Source organism: Massilia sp. BGA-UO-ETr-WB1, assembly GCF_059567845.1.
On the sequence record NZ_JCAQOT010000025.1, the window covers coordinates 210292 to 228292 of the forward strand.

General features: G+C 65.8%; 17 protein-coding genes and 1 tRNA gene. 10 read left to right on the forward strand and 8 right to left on the reverse strand.

Features of this window, described 5'->3' with window-relative positions:
• Both AC56DV_RS19085 and AC56DV_RS19090 read left to right on the forward strand, forming a co-directional pair.
• Positions 1 to 3141, forward strand: a complete 3141-nt coding sequence (locus AC56DV_RS19085; RefSeq protein WP_496315821.1) for an efflux RND transporter permease subunit — start codon at positions 1 to 3, stop codon at positions 3139 to 3141.
• A gap of 1 nt (position 3142) precedes the next feature.
• Positions 3143 to 4564, forward strand: a complete 1422-nt coding sequence (locus AC56DV_RS19090; protein ID WP_496315822.1) for an efflux transporter outer membrane subunit — start codon at positions 3143 to 3145, stop codon at positions 4562 to 4564.
• Between the two features lie 21 nt (positions 4565 to 4585).
• Here AC56DV_RS19090 and AC56DV_RS19095 read toward each other — a convergent pair whose 3' ends face one another.
• Positions 4586 to 5074, reverse strand: coding sequence for a GNAT family N-acetyltransferase (locus AC56DV_RS19095; RefSeq protein WP_496315823.1), 489 nt, complete (start codon positions 5072 to 5074; stop codon positions 4586 to 4588).
• A 124-nt stretch (positions 5075 to 5198) separates the two neighbouring features.
• On the opposite strand from AC56DV_RS19095, the gene AC56DV_RS19100 reads away from it, so the two are divergent.
• Both AC56DV_RS19100 and AC56DV_RS19105 read left to right on the forward strand, forming a co-directional pair.
• Positions 5199 to 5813, forward strand: coding sequence for a TetR/AcrR family transcriptional regulator (locus AC56DV_RS19100; RefSeq protein ID WP_496315824.1), 615 nt, complete (start codon positions 5199 to 5201; stop codon positions 5811 to 5813).
• 2 nt (positions 5814 to 5815) lie between these two features.
• Positions 5816 to 6538, forward strand: coding sequence for a fumarylacetoacetate hydrolase family protein (locus AC56DV_RS19105; protein ID WP_496315825.1), 723 nt, complete (start codon positions 5816 to 5818; stop codon positions 6536 to 6538).
• Here the strand turns inward: AC56DV_RS19105 and AC56DV_RS19110 are convergent.
• Complete coding sequence (locus AC56DV_RS19110) at positions 6535 to 7377, reverse strand: SIR2 family NAD-dependent protein deacylase (protein ID WP_496315826.1); 843 nt, start codon at positions 7375 to 7377, stop codon at positions 6535 to 6537. The two genes, AC56DV_RS19105 and AC56DV_RS19110, sit on opposite strands and share 4 nt — an antisense overlap.
• Positions 7378 to 7439: 62 nt before the next feature.
• Between AC56DV_RS19110 and AC56DV_RS19115 the strand changes: the two genes are divergently transcribed.
• A tRNA-Pro gene (locus tag AC56DV_RS19115) sits at positions 7440 to 7516 on the forward strand.
• 53 nt (positions 7517 to 7569) lie between these two features.
• Here AC56DV_RS19115 and AC56DV_RS19120 read toward each other — a convergent pair.
• The gene (locus AC56DV_RS19120; RefSeq protein ID WP_496315827.1) at positions 7570 to 7887 is read right to left on the reverse strand and encodes a hypothetical protein; all 318 of its coding nucleotides are present in this window, start codon (positions 7885 to 7887) and stop codon (positions 7570 to 7572) included.
• Positions 7888 to 8209: 322 nt separating this feature from the next.
• Here AC56DV_RS19120 and AC56DV_RS19125 point away from each other — a divergent pair, with 322 nt between their 5' ends.
• On the forward strand, positions 8210 to 8941 hold the full coding sequence (locus AC56DV_RS19125; protein WP_496315828.1) for a sulfite exporter TauE/SafE family protein: 732 nt from the start codon (positions 8210 to 8212) through the stop codon (positions 8939 to 8941).
• Here the strand turns inward: AC56DV_RS19125 and AC56DV_RS19130 are convergent.
• The 5 genes from AC56DV_RS19130 to AC56DV_RS19150 form a co-directional block, all read right to left on the reverse strand.
• Positions 8934 to 10445, reverse strand: coding sequence for a CYTH and CHAD domain-containing protein (locus tag AC56DV_RS19130; protein WP_496315829.1), 1512 nt, complete (start codon positions 10443 to 10445; stop codon positions 8934 to 8936). The genes AC56DV_RS19125 and AC56DV_RS19130 overlap by 8 nt on opposite strands.
• Before the next feature lie 536 nt (positions 10446 to 10981).
• On the reverse strand, positions 10982 to 11266 hold the full coding sequence (locus AC56DV_RS19135) for a hypothetical protein (RefSeq protein ID WP_496315830.1): 285 nt from the start codon (positions 11264 to 11266) through the stop codon (positions 10982 to 10984).
• A gap of 122 nt (positions 11267 to 11388) precedes the next feature.
• Positions 11389 to 13191: an FAD-binding oxidoreductase gene (locus AC56DV_RS19140; protein WP_496315831.1), complete on the reverse strand. Its 1803-nt coding sequence runs from the start codon at positions 13189 to 13191 to the stop codon at positions 11389 to 11391.
• A gap of 105 nt (positions 13192 to 13296) precedes the next feature.
• Positions 13297 to 13623, reverse strand: a complete 327-nt coding sequence (locus AC56DV_RS19145; RefSeq protein WP_496315832.1) for a PEP-CTERM sorting domain-containing protein — start codon at positions 13621 to 13623, stop codon at positions 13297 to 13299.
• 118 nt (positions 13624 to 13741) lie between these two features.
• Positions 13742 to 13921: a hypothetical protein gene (locus AC56DV_RS19150; RefSeq protein WP_496315833.1), complete on the reverse strand. Its 180-nt coding sequence runs from the start codon at positions 13919 to 13921 to the stop codon at positions 13742 to 13744.
• A gap of 128 nt (positions 13922 to 14049) precedes the next feature.
• Here AC56DV_RS19150 and AC56DV_RS19155 point away from each other — a divergent pair, with 128 nt between their 5' ends.
• From AC56DV_RS19155 to AC56DV_RS19170, 4 genes are all read left to right on the forward strand, one after another.
• On the forward strand, positions 14050 to 15114 hold the full coding sequence (locus tag AC56DV_RS19155) for a patatin-like phospholipase family protein (protein ID WP_496316424.1): 1065 nt from the start codon (positions 14050 to 14052) through the stop codon (positions 15112 to 15114).
• 104 nt (positions 15115 to 15218) lie between these two features.
• Positions 15219 to 15848: a DUF2997 domain-containing protein gene (locus AC56DV_RS19160; RefSeq protein WP_496315834.1), complete on the forward strand. Its 630-nt coding sequence runs from the start codon at positions 15219 to 15221 to the stop codon at positions 15846 to 15848.
• Positions 15845 to 16366 (forward strand): 4Fe-4S single cluster domain-containing protein, encoded by a 522-nt coding sequence (locus AC56DV_RS19165; protein WP_496315835.1) that lies wholly within the window; start codon positions 15845 to 15847, stop codon positions 16364 to 16366. The genes AC56DV_RS19160 and AC56DV_RS19165 overlap by 4 nt, the downstream gene beginning before the upstream one ends.
• Before the next feature lie 6 nt (positions 16367 to 16372).
• Entirely contained in the window at positions 16373 to 17992 is a 1620-nt protein-coding gene (locus AC56DV_RS19170) for a Ycf46 family AAA ATPase (protein ID WP_496315836.1), read from the forward strand.
• The last annotated feature ends 9 nt before the right edge of the window (positions 17993 to 18001 follow it).

Consider the following 18001-nt stretch of genomic DNA (forward strand, 5'->3'; position numbering starts at 1 on the left):
ATGGCACGTTTCTTTATTAACCGGCCGATCTTCGCCTGGGTGGTGGCGATCGTCATCATGCTGGGCGGCCTGATCGCCATCCTCGGCCTGCCGATCGCGCAATACCCGAGCATCGCACCGCCCGCCATCACCATCAGCGGCTCCTATCCGGGCGCCTCGGCCAAGACGGTGGAAGACGCCGTCACCCAGGTGATCGAACAGAAGCTGAAGGGCATCGACGGCTTGCGCTACATGAGCTCGAGCAGCGATTCCACCGGCGGCATCAGCATCACGCTGACCTTCAACAACGGCACCAACCCGGACATCGCGCAGGTGCAGGTGCAGAACAAGCTGCAGCTGGCCACGCCGCTGCTGCCGGCCGCCGTCACGCAGCAGGGCCTGGTGGTGTCCAAGTCCACCAAGAACTTCCTGATGGTGCTGGGCTTCGTGTCCGAAAACGGCAGCATGAAGCAGGCCGACCTGGGCGACTACGTGGCCGCCAACGTGATCGACCCGCTGAGCCGGGTGGAAGGCGTGGGCGACGTGACCTTGTTCGGCTCCCAGTACGCCATGCGCATCTGGCTCGACCCGACCAAGCTGCAAAGCTACCAGCTGACGCCGGCCGACGTGTCGGCCGCCATCACCGCGCAGAACACGGAAGTGTCGGCCGGTGAGCTGGGCGGCGCGCCCGCCGTGCCGGGCCAGCAGCTGAACGCCACCGTGTCCGCGCAGAGCCGCCTGCAGACCGCCGAGCAGTTCGGCGCCATCCTGCTGAAGACCACCGCCAGCGGCGCCACCGTGCACCTGCGCGACGTGGCCCGCATGGAGCTGGGCAGCGAGAGCTACAACACCGTGGCCCGCTTCAACGGCAACGCCGCCACCGGCGTGGCGATCAAACTGGCCACCGGCGCCAACGCGCTGGACACGGCCAAGGCCGTCAACGCCAAGATCGAACAGCTGTCCAAGCAGTTCCCGGCCGGGATGAAGGCCGAAGTGGCGTTCGACACCACGCCCTTCGTCACGCTGTCCATCGAAGAAGTGGTGAAGACGCTGGTGGAAGCGGTGATCCTGGTGTTCCTGGTGATGTACCTGTTCCTGCAGAACTTCCGCGCCACCCTGATCCCGACCATGGCCGTGCCGGTGGTGCTGCTGGGGACCTTCGGCGTGCTGTCCGTGCTGGGCTACTCCATCAACACGCTGACCATGTTCGCCATGGTGCTGGCGATCGGCCTGCTGGTCGACGACGCCATCGTGGTGGTGGAAAACGTCGAGCGCGTGATGACGGAAGAGGGCTTGCCGCCGAAAGAGGCGACCACCAAGTCCATGAGCCAGATCACCGGCGCGCTGGTGGGCATCGCCCTGGTGCTGTCGGCCGTGTTCGTGCCGATGGCCTTCTTCGGCGGCTCCACCGGCGTGATCTACCGCCAGTTCGCCGTCACCATCGTGTCGGCCATGGTGCTGTCGGTGCTGGTGGCCATGGTATTCACCCCGGCGCTGTGCGCCACCCTGCTGAAACCCGTGGCCAAGGGCCACCAGCCGGCCAGCACCGGCTTCTTCGGCTGGTTCAACCGCACCTTCGAGCGCGGCAGCAGCAAGTACGAAGGCTGGGTGGGCGGCATGCTGAAACGCGGCAAGCGCTCCATGCTGCTGTACGGCGTGCTGGTCGCCATCCTGGCCGTGGTGTTCATGCGCCTGCCCACGTCCTTCCTGCCGGAAGAAGACCAGGGCGTGCTGTTCGCGCAGATCCAGCTGCCGGCCGGCGCCACGCAGCAGCGCACCTTGAAAGTGATCGAGCAGGTCGAGCAGCATTTCCTGACCAATGAAAAACAGAACGTGGCTTCCATCTTCACCGTGGCCGGCTTCAGCTTCGGCGGCAACGGCCAGAACACCGGCATCGCCTTCGTGCGCATGAAGGACTGGTCCGAGCGTCCGGGCGCCGAGGGCAGTGTGAAAGCCATCGTCGGCCGCGCCATGGGCAGCTTCTCGCAGATCCGCGACGCCTTCGTGTTCGCCTTCGCGCCGCCCGCGGTGCTGGAACTGGGCAACGCCAGCGGCTTCGACCTGCAGCTGCAGGACCAGGCCGGCCTGGGACACGAAGCCCTGATGGGCGCGCGCAACCAGCTGCTGGGCATGGCCTCCAAGAGCCCGCTGCTGGTGGGCGTGCGCCCCAACGGCCAGGACGATACGCCGCAATACAAGATCAGCGTGGACCAGCAGAAGGCCACCGCGCTGGGCTTGTCCATCGCCGACGTGAACCGCGTGCTGAGCACCGGCTGGGGCTCGTCCTACGTGAACGACTTCGTCGACCGCGGCCGCGTGAAGAAGGTGTACCTGCAAGGCCAGCCCGATTCGCGCATGGCGCCGGAAGACCTGGGCAAATGGTTCGTGCGCAACAGCGCCGGCGAGATGGTGCCGTTCTCCGCCTTCGCCAGCGGCCAGTGGATCTACGCCTCGCCGCGCCTGGAGCGCTTCAACGGCCTGTCGTCGGTGAACGTGCAGGGCATGCCTGCGCCGGGCGTGAGCTCGGGCGCCGCCATGGCCGAAATCGAAAAGCTGGCGGCCCAGCTGCCGCCCGGCATCGGCTTCGAATGGAACGGCCTGTCGGTGGAAGAGCGCGACTCCGGTTCGCAGACCACGGTGCTGTACACCCTGTCGCTGCTGATGGTGTTCCTGTGCCTGGCCGCGCTGTATGAAAGCTGGTCGGTGCCGTTCTCGGTGCTGCTGGTGGTGCCGCTGGGCGTGATCGGCACGGTGCTGGCCACCTGGGGCTTCCACCTGGCGAACGACGTGTACTTCCAGGTCGGCTTGCTGACCGTGGTCGGCCTGGCGGCAAAGAACGCCATCCTGATCGTGGAATTCGCCAAGGAGCTGCAGGAGCAGGGCATGGAACTGAAGGCAGCCACCTTGAGGGCGGTGCGCCTTCGCCTGCGCCCCATCCTGATGACCTCCATCGCCTTCGGCCTGGGCGTGCTGCCGCTGGCCATTGCGAGCGGCGCCGGTTCGGGCAGCCAGAACGCCATCGGCGTCGGCGTGCTGGGCGGCATGCTGACGGCCACCTTCCTCGGCATCTTCTTCGTGCCGGTATTTTTCGTGCTGGTGCGCGGCCTGTTCCAGAACCGGAAAGCCGCCGCCGCTGCCAGCACCGCAGCAGGAGCGCATTGATATGCAAAAGACTTTAGTTTCCCTGGCCGCTGCCACGTTCGCAGCGACCTTCCTGAGCGCGTGCAGCCTGGCCCCGGTGTATGAGCGCCCGGCCGCGCCGGTGACGGCAGGCTGGCCGCAAGGCGACGCCTACAAGCCGGCCCCGGTGGCGGCGGACGCCAAGCCGGCCGCCGACATCGCCTGGCGCGACTACTTCGCCGACGACCGCCTGCGCGAAGTGATCGCGCTGGCGCTGGCCAACAACCGCGACTTGCGCGTCTCGGCGCTCAATATTGAGAAGGCGCGCGCGCAGTACGGCGTCCAGCGCGCCGCACTGGTACCCAGCGTGACCGCGTCCGGCGGCCAGAACGCCACCCGCACGGCGGACAATATGAGCGCTGGCGGCCAAGGCCAGATCAGCCGCCAGTACACCGCCAACCTCGGCGTGTCCTACGAGCTGGATTTCTTCGGCAAGGTGCGCAGCCTGTCCGAGGCGGCACTGCAGCAGTACCTGGGCACCGAGGAAGCGCGCCGCGCGCAGCAAATCAGCCTGGTGGCCGAAGTGGCCAGCACCTGGCTCACGCTGCAGGCGGACCGCGAGCGCCTGCGCCTGGCGGCGGACACGCTGAAAAGCCAGCAGATCACCTATGAACTGAGCAAGCGCCGCTTCGACGCCGGCGCCACCTCCGGCCTGGACATGTACGAAGCGCAGACCAGCGTGGAAGCGGCCCGCAACGACATGGCGGTCTACACCGCGCAGGTGGCGCAGGGCGAGAACGCGCTGGCGCTGGTGGTGGGCGCGGCCGTGCCGGCCGAGCTGCAACAGCAGCAGGCGCCGCTGGCCAGCGTGGCGGCGATGGCCGAGCTGCCTGCAGGCTTGCCGTCCGAAGTGCTGCAGCGCCGGCCGGACGTGCTCGGCGCGGAACGCACGCTGCAGGCGGCCAACGCCAATATCGGCGCGGCGCGCGCGGCCTTCTTCCCCAGCATTTCGCTGACCGGCACCGCCGGCAGCGCCAGCAGCAACCTGTCCGGCCTGTTCAAGGCCGGTTCGGGCACCTGGAGCTTCCTGCCGCAGATTAATCTGCCCATCTTCAACGGCGGCGCCAACACGGCCAACCTGACCGTGGCCAAGGTGGAGCGCGACATCGCCGTGGCGCGCTACGAGCAGTCCATCCAGGCGGCCTTCCGCGAAGTGGCGGATGCGCTGGCCCAGCGCGGCACGCTGGACGAGCGCCTGGCCTCGCAGGTGGCGCTGGCCGACGCCTCGCAGAAGAGCTTCCGCATCCACGAGGCGCGCTACCAGAAGGGCTCGGAGTCCTACCTGAACGCGCTGGTGTCGCAGCGCGCGCTGTACGCGGCGCAGCAAAGCCTGATCTCGGCCCGCCTGGCGCGCGCCGGCAACCAGGTCACCTTGTACAAGGTGCTGGGCGGCGGCTACCAGTAAGGAGCTGCCGGGACGGCGGGCTCAGGACGGCCGCCACTCCATCGCCGCGTGCAGGCCGTCCAGGCCCTGCATGATGAAGTCGCAGCGCTGGCACAGGCGCTGCGCAGGATTGCCGATCAGGACATTGAGCCGCACCGGCAGGTGCAGGCGCTGGCCGTGCGCCTGCAGGCCGCGCAGCAAGCCGCGGCCGATGCCGCGCCCCCGGTATTCCGGCAGCAGCGTGATGTCGATCAGCCGCACCTCGTCGTCGCTGTACTGCACGTACAGGCGGCCGATGGGGCGCTCGCGCTCGACGATGATGGTCGATTCGGCGTCCGGATACTGCAGCTGGAAATCGGTCTGCTGTGCCTTGAATTGGACATTTTGCAACATCGCCTCGGTGGCCGCGTCGCAGCCGTGCAGGCGGAACTCGGTGCCGCGCGCGCTGGCATAGAGGCGCAGCAGGAAGGGCTGGTCGGCCCGCGTGGCGGGGCGCAGCTCGATCGATGGCGCGGTCTTGTAGGTCATCATGGGCGGCACCCTGGGCTGGTTTCTGTTGTCTTTATGGTATCACCAATCCTGCCCGCTGTTGCACGCCAAATTGACAAAATGCGCGGTGTTGGCCACAGTACCGCATCGAACCCAAGGAACCCTGATGAGCACCACCGAAAAACGCCATACCGACCCAGAGCGCGCGCTGGTGCGCCGCAAGCAGGTGCTGGACGCAGCGGCCGCCTGTTTCGGGCGCAGCGGCTTTCATGGCGCCAGCATGGCCGAGATTTCCAAGGCGGCCGGCATGAGCGCCGGCCATATCTACAATTACTTCGACAGCAAGGACGCCATCATCGCCGCCTTCGTCGAGCAGAACGTGGAGCGCGTGTCGCAGCTGATGCGCGACCTGGAGCAGCAGGCCGACCCGCTGCAATCGATGGTGGACGACGCACCGCGCCATGTGAGCGAGCACCTGGACCCGAACACCTGGCCGCTGGCGCTGGAGATTTCCGCCGAAGCGGCGCGCAATCCCAAGATCGCCGAAGTGGTGCACGACGCCGACCTGCGCGGACGCGTGCAGTTCCGCGCCATCCTCAAAGCCTCGCGCGAGCAGAAAGGCCTGGCGGTGGACGACGACACCATGGACGGCCTGGTCGAGGCCATGATCTGCCTGTTCCAGGGGCTGGACCTGCGCGTGGTGCACAATCCCAAGCTGAACGAGGCGGCGCTGGCGCGCTATATGGGCATCGCCATGAAGGCGATGCTGTTCTCGGAATGAACATGAAGGACACGATGAGCTCTCCCTACATCTTCCCCGCACACGGCATCGTGGGCCTGCCGGTGGCCGGCACGGACGCGCTGTTCCCGGTGCGCCGGCTCTACTGCGTCGGCCGCAACTACGCCGGCCACGCCCGCGAAATGGGTTCCGACCCCACCCGCGAGCCGCCGTTTTTCTTCTGCAAGCCGGGCGACGGCATGGCCGTGCTGCCGGTGCCGCCGCAAGGCGTGGCCGAGCTGCCGTATCCGCCGAGGACCAGCAACTACCACTACGAGTGCGAACTGGTGGTGGCCATCGGCAAGGGCGGCAGCGACATCGCGGTGGAGGACGCGCTGCAGCACGTGTTCGGCTACGCGGTCGGCCTGGACATGACGCGGCGCGACCTGCAGGGCCAGATGAAGGACGCCGGGCGGCCATGGGAAATCGGCAAGGCGTTCGACTACTCGGCGCCCATCGGCGCGATCACGCGCGCGGCCGAAGCGGAGGGCATCGCGCAGGCGGCCATCACGCTGGAGGTCGATGGCGCGGTGAAGCAGTCCAGCCACATCTCGCACCTGATCTGGTCCATCAGCGAAACCATCGCCAACCTGTCCACCTTGTTCACCCTGCAGCCGGGCGACCTGATCTTCAGCGGCACGCCCGAAGGCGTGGGCGCGGTTGTGCGCGGCCAGACCATGGTGGCGAAAATCGAAGGCCTGGCGCCGATCGCGCTGAAAGTCGTCTAAAGCTTTTCCAGGGCGGCGGCGATGGCCCGCAGGCCGTCGAGCGCACCCATGGCGATGCCTGCGTCGCGCGCGCCAGGCACCTGCGGCTCGCGCGGATTGATGCGCAGCAGCCGTCCGCCATGGTGCTGCACCACGCTGTGGCTGAAGTGGCGCACAGACGGAATCGCCGTGCCCGCGCCCAACTCCACCACCACCGGCCGGCGCACGCGCGCCAGCCAGGTTTGCATGCGCGCCTCCTGCGCCGCCACGCGGCGCTCCAGCCATTCGCCGTCGCCGAACATCAGGATATTCGGCCGCGCCAGCCCGCCGCAGTGAGGGCAGGTGGGCGGCGCGTTTCGCAGGCGGCAGGCCTGTGCGTCCACCTCCGGCACGAAGCCGTCCGCGCTCCAGATATCGCGGCAGGAATCATCGCCGCGCGGGCGCATGCACTGCAGGTGGTGGATGGAGCCATGGCACTCCAGCACCCGCTGCGGGTCGAATCCCGCCAGCTGGAACTGCCCGTCCACATTGCTGGTGAAGACGCTGGCGCCGTGCTCCATGCGCTCACCCCAGGCGCGCAGCAGCGCGAAGCCTTCGTGCGGCACGGTGGCGCGGTACAGCGCCAGCCTGTGGCCATAGAAGCCCCACGCCAGCGCCGGATCGTCCCGGAAGGCCTGCGGCGACGCGATGCTGCTGAAGTCCAGCCGCGCGCGGCCCAGCGCCGGGTAAGCCTTCCAGAAACCCTCGTTGCCGCGAAAGTCCGGCAGGCCGGAGTCCACGCCCATGCCGGCGCCGGCGGCAACGATGAGCGCATCCGCCTGGGAGACCAGCTCGGCGGCATAGTTGATGGAATTAATCATAAGTTAAGCATAAAGCACTCTTACCAAAATCCCAAACCTGCTGCTATAATGCTTTCGTTCGTCGGGGCGTAGCGCAGCCTGGTAGCGTACTTGCATGGGGTGCAAGGGGTCGGAAGTTCGAATCTTCTCGCCCCGACCAACAACTAAAGATTCAGCGAAACCGGCCTTGGCCGGTTTTTTCGTTTTTGGCCGTCAAGCCGCGTTGGTGTAGTTCCTGCACATGGACACGAGCGGCTCCAGCGTGCGGGCGTCGGGCCGCGTCAGCAGTACTTCGATGACCAGCTGTATTTGGGCCGCGCTGGGAATGATTTCAACCGGGCTGTGCTCCATCCATGCCACCAGCAGCGCAGTCAACTCTTCCTGCGGCAGGCGCAATACCTCGTTCCTGGTCGGCACCTTGGTATGCCATGGGCGGCGTTTATGCGTGCTGCCAGCCTGGCGGCGCAACGCGGCGTTCATGTTCTCGGAGGGGACGCCAAAGCGCTCCTCATCTTCGTGGAAATCCTTCATGCCGTACTAATATATAGCGCTAACACGGAGTGGCTAGCTTACCACGATCAGGCCGGACGCGCCGGCATGGTGACCCATAGTATGAGCGGCAGGCGCAGGCGGGCTCAAGCCGATTGCTACACTTGGCCCTCGTTTCAAGCGAATGACGCTGCGCTAAGCATTTGATTTGACTGCGGCCAGCGCGCTTTGTGTGAATTTATCAATTACGGCGGCAAGGGATTCTACGGGCCGTTTTACGACTAAAATTTAACTTTTAGTCTCGCCGTATCACAACATCATGCAATTGAGCCTACAGGTGGTTAGCGTTTCCATGGCGGCCGTCATGGCCATCGGATTCATGAAGGGAGCGTTCGGCGGCGGCTTTGCGATTATCGGCATACCGCTGCTTGCCTTGGTGATGGACCCCATCAAGGCGGGCGGCTTGCTGGCCCCGCTGTTCGTTGCCATGGACCTCTACGCTTTGCGCTTCTGGCGTCCGCACACCTGGTCCAGGCCTGACCTCGCCTTGCTGGTCCCGGGGCTGGTGGTTGGCATTGGCAGCGGCTACTTCCTGCTGGAATACCTGGACCGGCATGTGGTCGAAATCCTGATGGCGGTCACTACGCTGCTGTTCGCGTTCCTGTGGTGGCGGGGGAGGAGTACCGCAGTGGCGCGTCCGCGCTCCAGGGGCAAGGGGCTGCTGGCCGGCGCCGCGTCCGGTGTCACCACCATGGTTGCCCATTCCGGCGGGCCGCCGCTGGCGATGTATCTGCTGCCGCTGGGATTGTCGAAGGAAGTCTACGCGGGCACCACCAGCCTGTTTTTCACCATCGGCAATCTGCTGAAGGCCGGCCCCTGGCTTGCCGTCGGAGACATGTCCGACGGCTCATGGAGGCTGATGGCCATCTGTTTGCCCGCAGCGCTGTTCGGCGTCTGGGGCGGCTGGAAATTGCACGGACGCCTGAACCAGGAGCAGCTCTACCGCATTTGCTACGGCCTGCTGGTGGTCACGGCGCTCAAGCTGCTGTGGGATGGCAGCATGGGACTGCTGCACCGGACCGCCGCCTTTATTTGATCAGGCGCAGCTTCGCCACCGCTTTCAGCGGCGGGCCCAGCCGATCGATGCCGTGCTTCGCTTCCGCCGACAGGTAGCCGTGCGTGAACGCGGCCTCGCGCGCCAGCTGGCCGTGGCCGTGCTGGAGCTCCGGCAGCAGCCTGTCGGCCACGGCCAGGTCGTTCAGCAAGCCGAGCCGGTCTTGCAGCCCGGACAGGCGATCGACATAGCGTGCCGTTCTTTTCCCGTCGAGCAGGTCGCGGAAGAATTCGGCGCCGTAGCGTGCCTTCTTGGCGGCAATGCGCACCCGGTGCAGTGCCGCCGGATCCTGCGGCGCCAGCGCCGCGATACGCTTGCGCAGCCGCCTTTCCGCCTTGCGCAACAGCGGCATGGCGCTGCGGATAGCGCGTTTGCCCATGGCGGCGTGGCCGGCAGGGGTGGCGTGATCGCGCCATTCGTGCCCGCGTATCCAGCTGTTCAGCCTGAGCATGAGTTCCGTGAAGCGCGGCATGTGCAGCGTCTGCACCATCGCCCCATGCAGTTTGGCGGCTTTCACGCGGGCGGCATCGCGCAAGGCCGGCATGTCGGCGCCGTCGATGCGGTCTATGGTGTCGCTGGACAGCACGTCCCAGTCCCGGGTGGCGCCCAGCTCGCCGGCCAGCCAGTCCAGGCCTTCGCTGATATCCTGCGGCGCCAGTATCAGCGGTTCGAACATGTTCAGCAGCGCGCGCAGGCGGCGCAGGCCGACGCGCATCTGGTGCAGGCTTTCCACATCCTTGGCCAGCACGCCCGCGATGTTCGCTTCCATCTGTTCCAGGCAGTTCACGCTGATGCGCCGGAGCGCGTCCTCCGTCGCGGTTTTTTTTCCCAGCTTGACCGGCCTGGCCTTGGCGGCCGAGGGGCCGGGGGAGCCGAGCAGCGCATAGCCGCGCGCGGCCTTGCTGTCATTGGCCAGCTCCAATGGAATCTCGCGGTGCAGGGCGAGCGCAAAGTCGAACAGCTTCTCCGGCGCGCCGTCCTTCAATTCCAGCTCCAGTTCGGAGATGCGGGCATGGCGTTCGCCGCCGCGAAAATCGCCGGCGTCGATGGCGCACTCGACCTCTTCGCCGCCAGGCAGGCGAAGCTGCCACGTGGTGCGCCGCGTGGTGCCGGAGAACATGGGTTCTAGGCGGTGGAGAATTTCCGGGGACGACAGCAGCTGGGCCAGTTTGGCGTCCTTGATCTGGCGCGCCAGCATGGCAGGCTGGACTCGGCCATCAGGCAGCTCGCACTCCCATTCGCCGCGCCGGTGCAGCGCGGTGGCATGCCTGTCGACCGTTTTGACGGTCTGGATAAAGCTGTCCGCTGTCGAGCGTACCCTCAGCGTCGCGCCGTGCTGCCACAGCTGATGTTCCGGCGTGTCGTAATAGATGTCCGTATGCTCATGCTCTGTCGGCCCGGCCGTGGCATGTGCAGCCAGCACGGGATGCGACCGCATGCGTTCCGAGTCGGCGGGGCTTAGCGTCAGTTTCAGTTCGGTTTCCATTGTTGTCCTCCATCTGCCGACTATACACCTGGAGGGGGCGCGGATGCTCTTGCGCTTGGGTACGGTGCGTTGCGAGGCCGCTCGGGCAACGCATGGCGGCTGCCGCCGGCTACGGCCTAAGGCGAGACGATGCTGAAGCCTGGCGGCGGTTCGGCTTCATCCGGCTCCACGAACAGGGGAGGGTGGCATGGGGCGGCCATGTTCAATATCGGCGACTGGTGGGCGCACACGGGACAGGCAAAGCGCCAGCCGTCCGCAGTCTGCTCGGGCGCAATGGCCGCCAGCGGTAGAACCCGGCCACAGTATTTGTAAGTACACCTGAATTTCATGCAAGCCCTCAGTGCCGGTGCCCTTGCTCGCGAGCCCGGACAGGAATTGGTGCCGGTATGTTTCCCGACCGCCGGCGCCGGTAGAGCTGCCATCGGATGGCGCTGGATTGTGGTTCGGTTGCTGAACCGGCTTGTATCATAACGGTCAAATATGACGGGCGTTTGACGCCGGCGGCGGACTTGCCGTGGAGCGAACCGCTGGCGGTCCTAGAATTGACCGCCGCCTGTGCCGACTTGGGTCAAGTCGCCGCTCTTCCGTATCCGGAACGCCGGTCCAAGCCGCGCGCCGAGGCAACAGGTATCGGCATGGCTTAGGCCTCCCGGCCCGGCGGCGCGTCGGCGCCCCGATTCGGCCAGCACCTGGGCGGCGACGTGCCTGGGTACCCCGTGAAAAAGCAGGAAGACCCAGGCATGCGCGGTCCCCTTTTCGGCGTCAATGGCAACGCCCTGTGCGATGATGCGCGCAGTGCTGATCTGATCCGGTCGTTGCATGAATTCCCCACAGTCACATGAATATACCTCCGACCAGCGGAGCGGCTGCTTCTGTGCCAGATGATAGCGAGAAATTATGACCTCATCTTGACCGCTGCAAGCCGCCATGCAGGCGCCACGCCTTAGGCCGGCGTGAAGCCGTCGCCGCTCCAGCGCTCGCTGCCCACGCCGTGGTGGACGAAGAACAGGCCTTGCGGATCGTATTTCTGCTTTACCTGCGCCAGCCGCTGGTAGTTGCTGCCCCAGAAGGCGCTCTGCCAGTTGGACTGGAAATAATCGCTTTCGGACACGTAGGCGCCTGCGCCAGGCGCCACTTTCAGCATCTCGTCCATGGCCTTGCCGATCCGGCGGGCGCGGTTTCTTGCGTGCGCCTGGTCCGGGCCGCTGCCCGGCATGCCGGGGAATTGCGGCCCCTCGCCGCCGGCGACGATGAGCAGCGCGAAAGCGTCCAGCGCGGCGGGGTTCATGGCGGTGTGGCGCGCCGCTTCGACTTCGGCGGCAGGCGCGCCGGCCAGGCCTTTGTTGAAGTGGAAGCCCAGCTGCCACAGGCGGCTGCCGCGGAAGATGGCGTCCGCCAGCGCGGCCTGCCGGTCCGCCTGCAGCAGCGAAGCGGGCATCCACGCGGACTTGTAGCCGTGGATGTACCAGCCCGCTTGCTCCAGGTCGCCTTTCCACAGCGCGTGGTGGGCCGGCGCGCCGGGCCGCCGGTCGGGCACCATGAAGCCGGGCGCATTCTTCCGGAAGAAGTCCGCGTCCCAGAAGTGCCGGGCGGGCAGGGCGAGCGACTGGTAGGGTTTTTCGAAAACGTACCCGGGCCGCGCGCGCAGCCACTCGAGCAGCGGCGCCCAGAGGTCATCGGCCTGCTGCTGGCTGAGTCCCTGGAACACCAGCGAGACGTCGACCGAGTCGGCGTTGAAGGAGATCTGCTCGCCCCAGTGCGGATTGAACAGCGCGCTGGCATAGAAGGCGACCAGGCGGGCGATCAGGTCGCGGTAGGCCTGCTCCGAGGCGGCTTTGACCTTGAAGAAGACCGCGCCGAACGTGGCCGGCAGTTCGCGCGTGCGCAAGGTCAGCCGCGTGATCACGGCCACGCTGCCGCCGCCCCCGCCCTTGAGCGCCCAGAACAGGTCCGGATTGGTGCAGGCGTTGGCGATGCGCACCTGGCCGTCGGCGGTGACCACTTCCGCTTCCAGCAGCCCGGCCGCCGCCGTGCCGTAGTTCTTGGAGAAATTGCTGAAGCCGCCGCTTTGCACCAGCCCGGCCACGCCCACCGTGGTGCAGCCGCCGCCCTGCACGTAGCGCCCGCCGCGCGTGGTGACGGCGTCGTAGGCGTCGATCCACATGGCGCCGGCGCCCATGCTGACGGCCGGCTGCGGCGCATCCGCGCAGCCCTGCGCCACGAAGGCGTCGTGCAGGCGCACCTCGTTCATGCGGCGCGTCCATACCAGCAGCGAATCGGGCGCGCCGGAGGTGCCCTGGTAGCTGTGGCCGCCGCCTTTGACCACCAGGCGCAGCTTGTGCGTGCGGGCGAAGTTGATGGCGGCCGCCACGTCGGCCGTGTTTTCGGCGGCCAGCGCATAGGCGCTGGGCTGCGAGGTCCATGCGTCGATCCAGCCGCTGGTCTGTGTCAGGGCAGGCTGGTCGCCGATCTCGAATGTGTTGGCCAGGCGGGCCAGCGCGGTGGTGCATGCCGGGCTGGTCTTTGCAGCCTGGCAGCCGGCAAAGAAGGGTTCAAGCTTGGTCAGCTTGCCCGTCACGCTCCGGCGCAAGCCGGCCCAGCTGGACGCCGACGGCCAGCCCGGATCGCCGGGGCGGACGCGGGCGCGCAGGCCGGTTTGCGGGGCGATCACGCTGGCGAGCGCAGGGCGCAGCGTGGACAGGGCCAGCGGCAGCGCCGCCAGTTTCAGCAAGGTTCTTCTTTTCATCTGACCGTCTCCGGCAGTTCATGACGGAAGCCAGATTAGAGGAAAGTGCTCGCTGGATCGAACGAAATGGGGCGAGCCGGGGCAGGGCGGGGCCGGCCGGGAAGCTTATGTCTCCGTACTGAATTTTGGCGGCGGCATCGACCGCCGCGCCACCAGGCTGACCAGGCCCACGCCGATCAGCAGCATGATGTACACGGGCGGTTCGGGAATGGGACTGACGGGGACGAGCTGCGCTTGCGCGGCGCTGGCGGCAGGCGCCGCGTTGGCCAGGCTGATCAGGTCCGCTTCGTTGAGGTAGTTCGCTTCGCCAGGCAGCGGCGGCAGCATGGCCTTGTTGCCGGCCTGGTACAAAATATCCGCAGCGCGTGCGGTGCCGGTAGCGGCCCCTGCCAGCAGTAGCGCAAGCAGGGTTTTCTTCAATACAGTGTGCATGGTGACTCCCAGAGCGATTGCGTATCTGAACTCACCTTAGCACGAAATTAGCCGGCATGTCGCTTGATTAATAATTGCAAATATACAATGTTTCTGCTGCGATGCAAAAGTTTCCTGATCACCCGCGCCGACGCTGTTCCGGGTAGGCAAGGACGCGCGTGATCACCCCGGCCGGGACGGCCTTGTGCAGCATGTAGGCCCAGGCGTTGGCGGCTCCGATGCGGCTGTCGATGGTCAGGCCTTCGTCGACGTGGCGCGCCAGGGTCTGGTTGCTGCGCTGGGGCTGTTGCGTGTGCATGGCGGCTCCTGTTTTTTGTGCAGTGCAATGATAGCGATTTCCGCCGCGAACCAGCGTTCGGTAGACATTGGGTACAATCAGCTTATACCCCCTCACACGGAGAGCAAGTGAAACCCAACGCAGCGGCAATGCCGGGACAAGTTGTGCTAGTACTGCAAGGCGGCGGCGCGCTGGGCGCCTACCAGCTGGGCGTGTACCAGGCCATGAACGAAGCGGGCATTGAGCCGGACTGGGTGATCGGCACCTCCATCGGCGCGCTCAACGGCGCCATCATCGCCGGCAATCCGCCGGCGCGCCGCGTGGAGCGGCTGCGCCAGTTCTGGGCCATGATGGAGCAGCACTCGGCCCTGTATCCCGGCATGCCGCGCGAGTTCGCCAATGCGCTCACCATGTCGCAGGGCATACCGGCCTTTTTCGCGCTGAATCCGGCCACGTGGTGGAATCCGAACGCCAAGGTGGGCGTGGAAAACGCGTCCTTCTACCGCACCGGCCCGCTGCACAAGACGTTAAGCATGCTGGTCGATTTCGACTACCTGAACAGCAACGGCACCCGCTTCACGGTGGGCGCGGTGAACGCGCGCAGCGGCGAGATGCGCTACTTCGACAGCAAGAACGAGGCGCTGTGCGTGGAGCACGTGATGGCCTCCGGCGCGATCCCGCCCGCGTTTCCGGCTGTGCGCATCGACGGCGAGCCTTACTGGGACGGCGGCATCTATTCGAACACGCCGATCGAAGCGGTGCTGGACGACGAGCCCCGGCTCGACTCGGTGATCTTCTCGGTGCAGGTGTGGAACCCGGACGGCAAGGAGCCGCAAAGCGTGCTCGATGTGCTGGAAAAGCACAAGGAGATCCAGTACGCCAGCCGCGTCGCCAACATCGAGCAGCAGCGCCGCATGCACCGCCTGCGGCACGTGATACGCCAGCTTACCCTGCAGCTGCCGGCCGAGGTGCGGCGCAGCCCGGAAGCGCGCGAGCTGTCCAGCTGGGGCTGCGGCAGCCGCATGCACATCGTGATGCTGAAGGCGCCGCGCCTGGACAGCGAGGACCACACCAAGGACATCGACTTCACCGCCGGCGGCATCCACCACCGCTGGAAGGCCGGCTACGAGGACACCCGGCGCGCGCTGGCGGCCAAGCCATGGGACAGCGTGGTCGATCCTATCGAAGGCGTGGCGATCCACGAGGACTTTTAAGGCCCAGCACATCCTGGCATTCTAAAATCTATGCTCTGAGAGCAAAAAATTGCTTTTCAGTACATTTTAAGCGACACTCTGGGTTTTAGTTCACAGAGGAAATAATGTCGCATTGCACCAGATTCGACTTTTCTTACGCTGACGAAGAGCTGGCCGTTGCCACCTTCTACCGCCTGAATCTGGAGCCGGCGACGGATGCGGTCATTGAATACAGCAGCGAGTTTGCAAAGCGCTACCTCGCCCCACTGGGCTATACCGGAGAGAATGTCTACCGCGCGATAGTCGCCGGCAGTGGGCCTTACCAGTACTTCATGGTCAAGACCGGAGATGGCTTCGAACTGCTGTTGGAAAAAGAAGGTGGCCTCACGCAAGCCGATGAACAGCGCATCCGCTGCATGGAGCGCGAGTTCCGTCATGCTTATGTCGCTGAAGCGCTGGACCGGCAGTGTCGGCGCCTGCGGAATACCGGCCAGCCGGCCCGCGTGGTTGCCGACGGCGCCACGTTGACGCTGGAATTCGGAGTCGACTACAGCGGCTCAGTCCGCGTGTCGCTTCTGGATGGGCGCACTGTCGAGGAGGAAGTCTCCGGTGTGCAAGGCACAGCGTGCACCGATCTCACGGCTGAACTGGAAAACCTGATCTCGTCGTCGCACGCTGAACTGCAGACGACCTGGAAAGCCGAATATACGCAAGTCCTTGATGAGCAAACCGTGCAGGTGCTGCGCCTGTCATGAAACCGCTCCTGGTGCATTCATTTCAAGCCTCCTCACGCGGCAATGGCCCTGGCGAGCGCGCAGTGCTTTGGCTGCAAGGCTGCACGCTTGGCTGTGTCGGCTGCTTCAATCCCGGCACCCACGAGAAGCCGGGCCGCGAGCGTGATCCGCTACAGCTGGCGCAAATGATCAACGCCTTGCCTGCGCGCGGTCTCACGCTGAGCGGCGGCGAACCTCTGCAGCAGGCCGAAGCAGTGGGAGCGCTGCTCGCGGCCCTCTCGCCGGACAAAGATGTGCTTCTCTACACCGGCTACACGCTGGCCGAGTGCCGCAAGGCCGCACTCCGGCGCGCCGTGCTGCTGCGCTGCGACGCCGCCCTGATGGGGCGCTACGACCACAGTAAGCCCCATCCTTATCAGGGCAAAGAACTCATGATACGCACTGGCCGTATCCAGCCGGAGGAGTTGTTGCCCCGGCGCGGCATTGAATTCCTTGTGCACGGCAACGCGGCGACGTTGACTGGCTTCCCCCTCCGCTAGGATCCCATGACCACCTTTACCGACGAATTCCGCAACTTCCTGCGCGCCCGCTACTCGCTGCTTCAACTGGCAACCCATGAGGAGCAGCGCGCGCTGGCCATGGTCGCCGCAGTTGCCAAAGAGCTGAACCATGAACTGTACGTGTGGAGTGCCGCCACCGGCGTAACAAAGAACGGCACGGTGGTGGCCGACAAATGTACCGACCTGAAGGCCGCGCTCGATTTCTGCGAGGAACGCGCCCGCAGCAAAGAGCCGCAATTGTTCGTCTTCCTGGACGCGCACGCTCTGCTGCAAGGGAATAGCAATCCCCTGTACCGGCGCCGCTTGCGCGAGTTCGCCGCCAGCATCCGCACCCAAGGCTACCGCGCCAACTGTATCTTGGTCGGCTACTCCACCGAATTGCCGCCCGAGCTGCAAAAGGAAATCACCCTGCTCGACTTTCCGCTGCCGGACCGCGCACTGATGCGCAGTGCGATTGCCGGCTTCATCGACCAGCACCGCGGCAACCCGCGCATTGCCATCGACGTATCGCCCGATACGCTGGACTTGCTGACCGAGGCGGCGCTCGGCCTGACCTTGTCGGAGCTGGAAAACTGCCTCTCCAAGGCGCTGGTGGAAGACCTCAAGCTGGACGCCGGCGATGTGCGCCTGCTGCTGCGCGAAAAGCAGCAGGCGATACGTAAGAGTGGCGTACTCGACTACATCGACGCCGCCCAGCTGGCGCTGGACCAGGTGGGCGGGCTGGAAACCCTGAAGCGCTGGTTGAGCATGCGCGGCCTGCTGTTCAGCACAGCTGCCAAGGAATTCGGGCTGTCCGCACCCAAGGGCGTGCTGCTGACGGGCGTGCCCGGCTGCGGCAAATCGCTGACAGCCAAGTGCGTCGCCTCTGCCTGGAACCTGCCGCTGCTCAAGCTGGACATGGGCAAGGTGTTCCAAGGTCTGGTCGGGTCTTCCGAAGCCAACATCCGCACCGCGCTGGCGACTGCCGAGGCGGTGGCGCCGGCGGTACTGTGGATCGATGAGATTGAGAAGGGCTTGGCGGGCGCCAGCGGCGGCGGTGGCGACAGCGGCACGGCGGTGCGGGTGTTTGGCACCATCCTGACCTGGATGCAGGAAAAATCGGCGCCGGTTTTCGTGTTTGCCACTGCTAATGACATCAGCAGTCTGCCGCCGGAGTTGCTGCGCAAGGGGCGCTTCGACGAAATCTTTTTCGTTGACCTGCCGGGCGAAGCGGAGCGCATCGCCATCCTGGAGATCCAGATCAGCAATTGCAAACGTGACCCGGCGCGCTTCGACATGCGCGAGCTGGCCCGCTTGTCTGGCGAGCATAACCTGGGCGAAGACTATCGCCTGTCCGGCGCGGAACTGCAGGCCTGGGTGCAGGAGGCCATGCTCGAAGCATTCCGCCGTCGCGCTGCAGGCGATGCGGCGGCCGACTTGTCCATGGCTGACTTCGAACAATCCATCAAACGCATCGTGCCCATGGCGCAGATGCGCAAGAACGATATCGCGCGGCTGCGCGGCTGGGCCGGCGAGAACGCCGTCAGCGCATCGCTGCGCGACACGCCGGTCACTGCAGCGCAATCGGCCGCTAGCGTCAGCGGCGGACGCATCCTCGATTTTTGATTCGACCAT

What these genes read in the sequence shown, in the direction of transcription:
- AC56DV_RS19085 (WP_496315821.1), top strand. Translation starts at nt 1, where the DNA reads ATGGCACGTTTCTTTATTAACCGGCCGATCTTCGCCTGGGTGGTGGCG.
- AC56DV_RS19090 (WP_496315822.1), top strand. Translation starts at nt 3,143, where the DNA reads ATGCAAAAGACTTTAGTTTCCCTGGCCGCTGCCACGTTCGCAGCGACC.
- AC56DV_RS19095 (WP_496315823.1), bottom strand. Translation starts at nt 5,074, where the DNA reads ATGATGACCTACAAGACCGCGCCATCGATCGAGCTGCGCCCCGCCACG.
- AC56DV_RS19100 (WP_496315824.1), top strand. Translation starts at nt 5,199, where the DNA reads ATGAGCACCACCGAAAAACGCCATACCGACCCAGAGCGCGCGCTGGTG.
- AC56DV_RS19105 (WP_496315825.1), top strand. Translation starts at nt 5,816, where the DNA reads ATGAAGGACACGATGAGCTCTCCCTACATCTTCCCCGCACACGGCATC.
- AC56DV_RS19110 (WP_496315826.1), bottom strand. Translation starts at nt 7,377, where the DNA reads ATGATTAATTCCATCAACTATGCCGCCGAGCTGGTCTCCCAGGCGGAT.
- AC56DV_RS19120 (WP_496315827.1), bottom strand. Translation starts at nt 7,887, where the DNA reads ATGAAGGATTTCCACGAAGATGAGGAGCGCTTTGGCGTCCCCTCCGAG.
- AC56DV_RS19125 (WP_496315828.1), top strand. Translation starts at nt 8,210, where the DNA reads ATGGCCATCGGATTCATGAAGGGAGCGTTCGGCGGCGGCTTTGCGATT.
- AC56DV_RS19130 (WP_496315829.1), bottom strand. Translation starts at nt 10,445, where the DNA reads ATGGAAACCGAACTGAAACTGACGCTAAGCCCCGCCGACTCGGAACGC.
- AC56DV_RS19135 (WP_496315830.1), bottom strand. Translation starts at nt 11,266, where the DNA reads ATGCAACGACCGGATCAGATCAGCACTGCGCGCATCATCGCACAGGGC.
- AC56DV_RS19140 (WP_496315831.1), bottom strand. Translation starts at nt 13,191, where the DNA reads ATGAAAAGAAGAACCTTGCTGAAACTGGCGGCGCTGCCGCTGGCCCTG.
- AC56DV_RS19145 (WP_496315832.1), bottom strand. Translation starts at nt 13,623, where the DNA reads ATGCACACTGTATTGAAGAAAACCCTGCTTGCGCTACTGCTGGCAGGG.
- AC56DV_RS19150 (WP_496315833.1), bottom strand. Translation starts at nt 13,921, where the DNA reads ATGCACACGCAACAGCCCCAGCGCAGCAACCAGACCCTGGCGCGCCAC.
- AC56DV_RS19155 (WP_496316424.1), top strand. Translation starts at nt 14,050, where the DNA reads ATGCCGGGACAAGTTGTGCTAGTACTGCAAGGCGGCGGCGCGCTGGGC.
- AC56DV_RS19160 (WP_496315834.1), top strand. Translation starts at nt 15,219, where the DNA reads ATGTCGCATTGCACCAGATTCGACTTTTCTTACGCTGACGAAGAGCTG.
- AC56DV_RS19165 (WP_496315835.1), top strand. Translation starts at nt 15,845, where the DNA reads ATGAAACCGCTCCTGGTGCATTCATTTCAAGCCTCCTCACGCGGCAAT.
- AC56DV_RS19170 (WP_496315836.1), top strand. Translation starts at nt 16,373, where the DNA reads ATGACCACCTTTACCGACGAATTCCGCAACTTCCTGCGCGCCCGCTAC.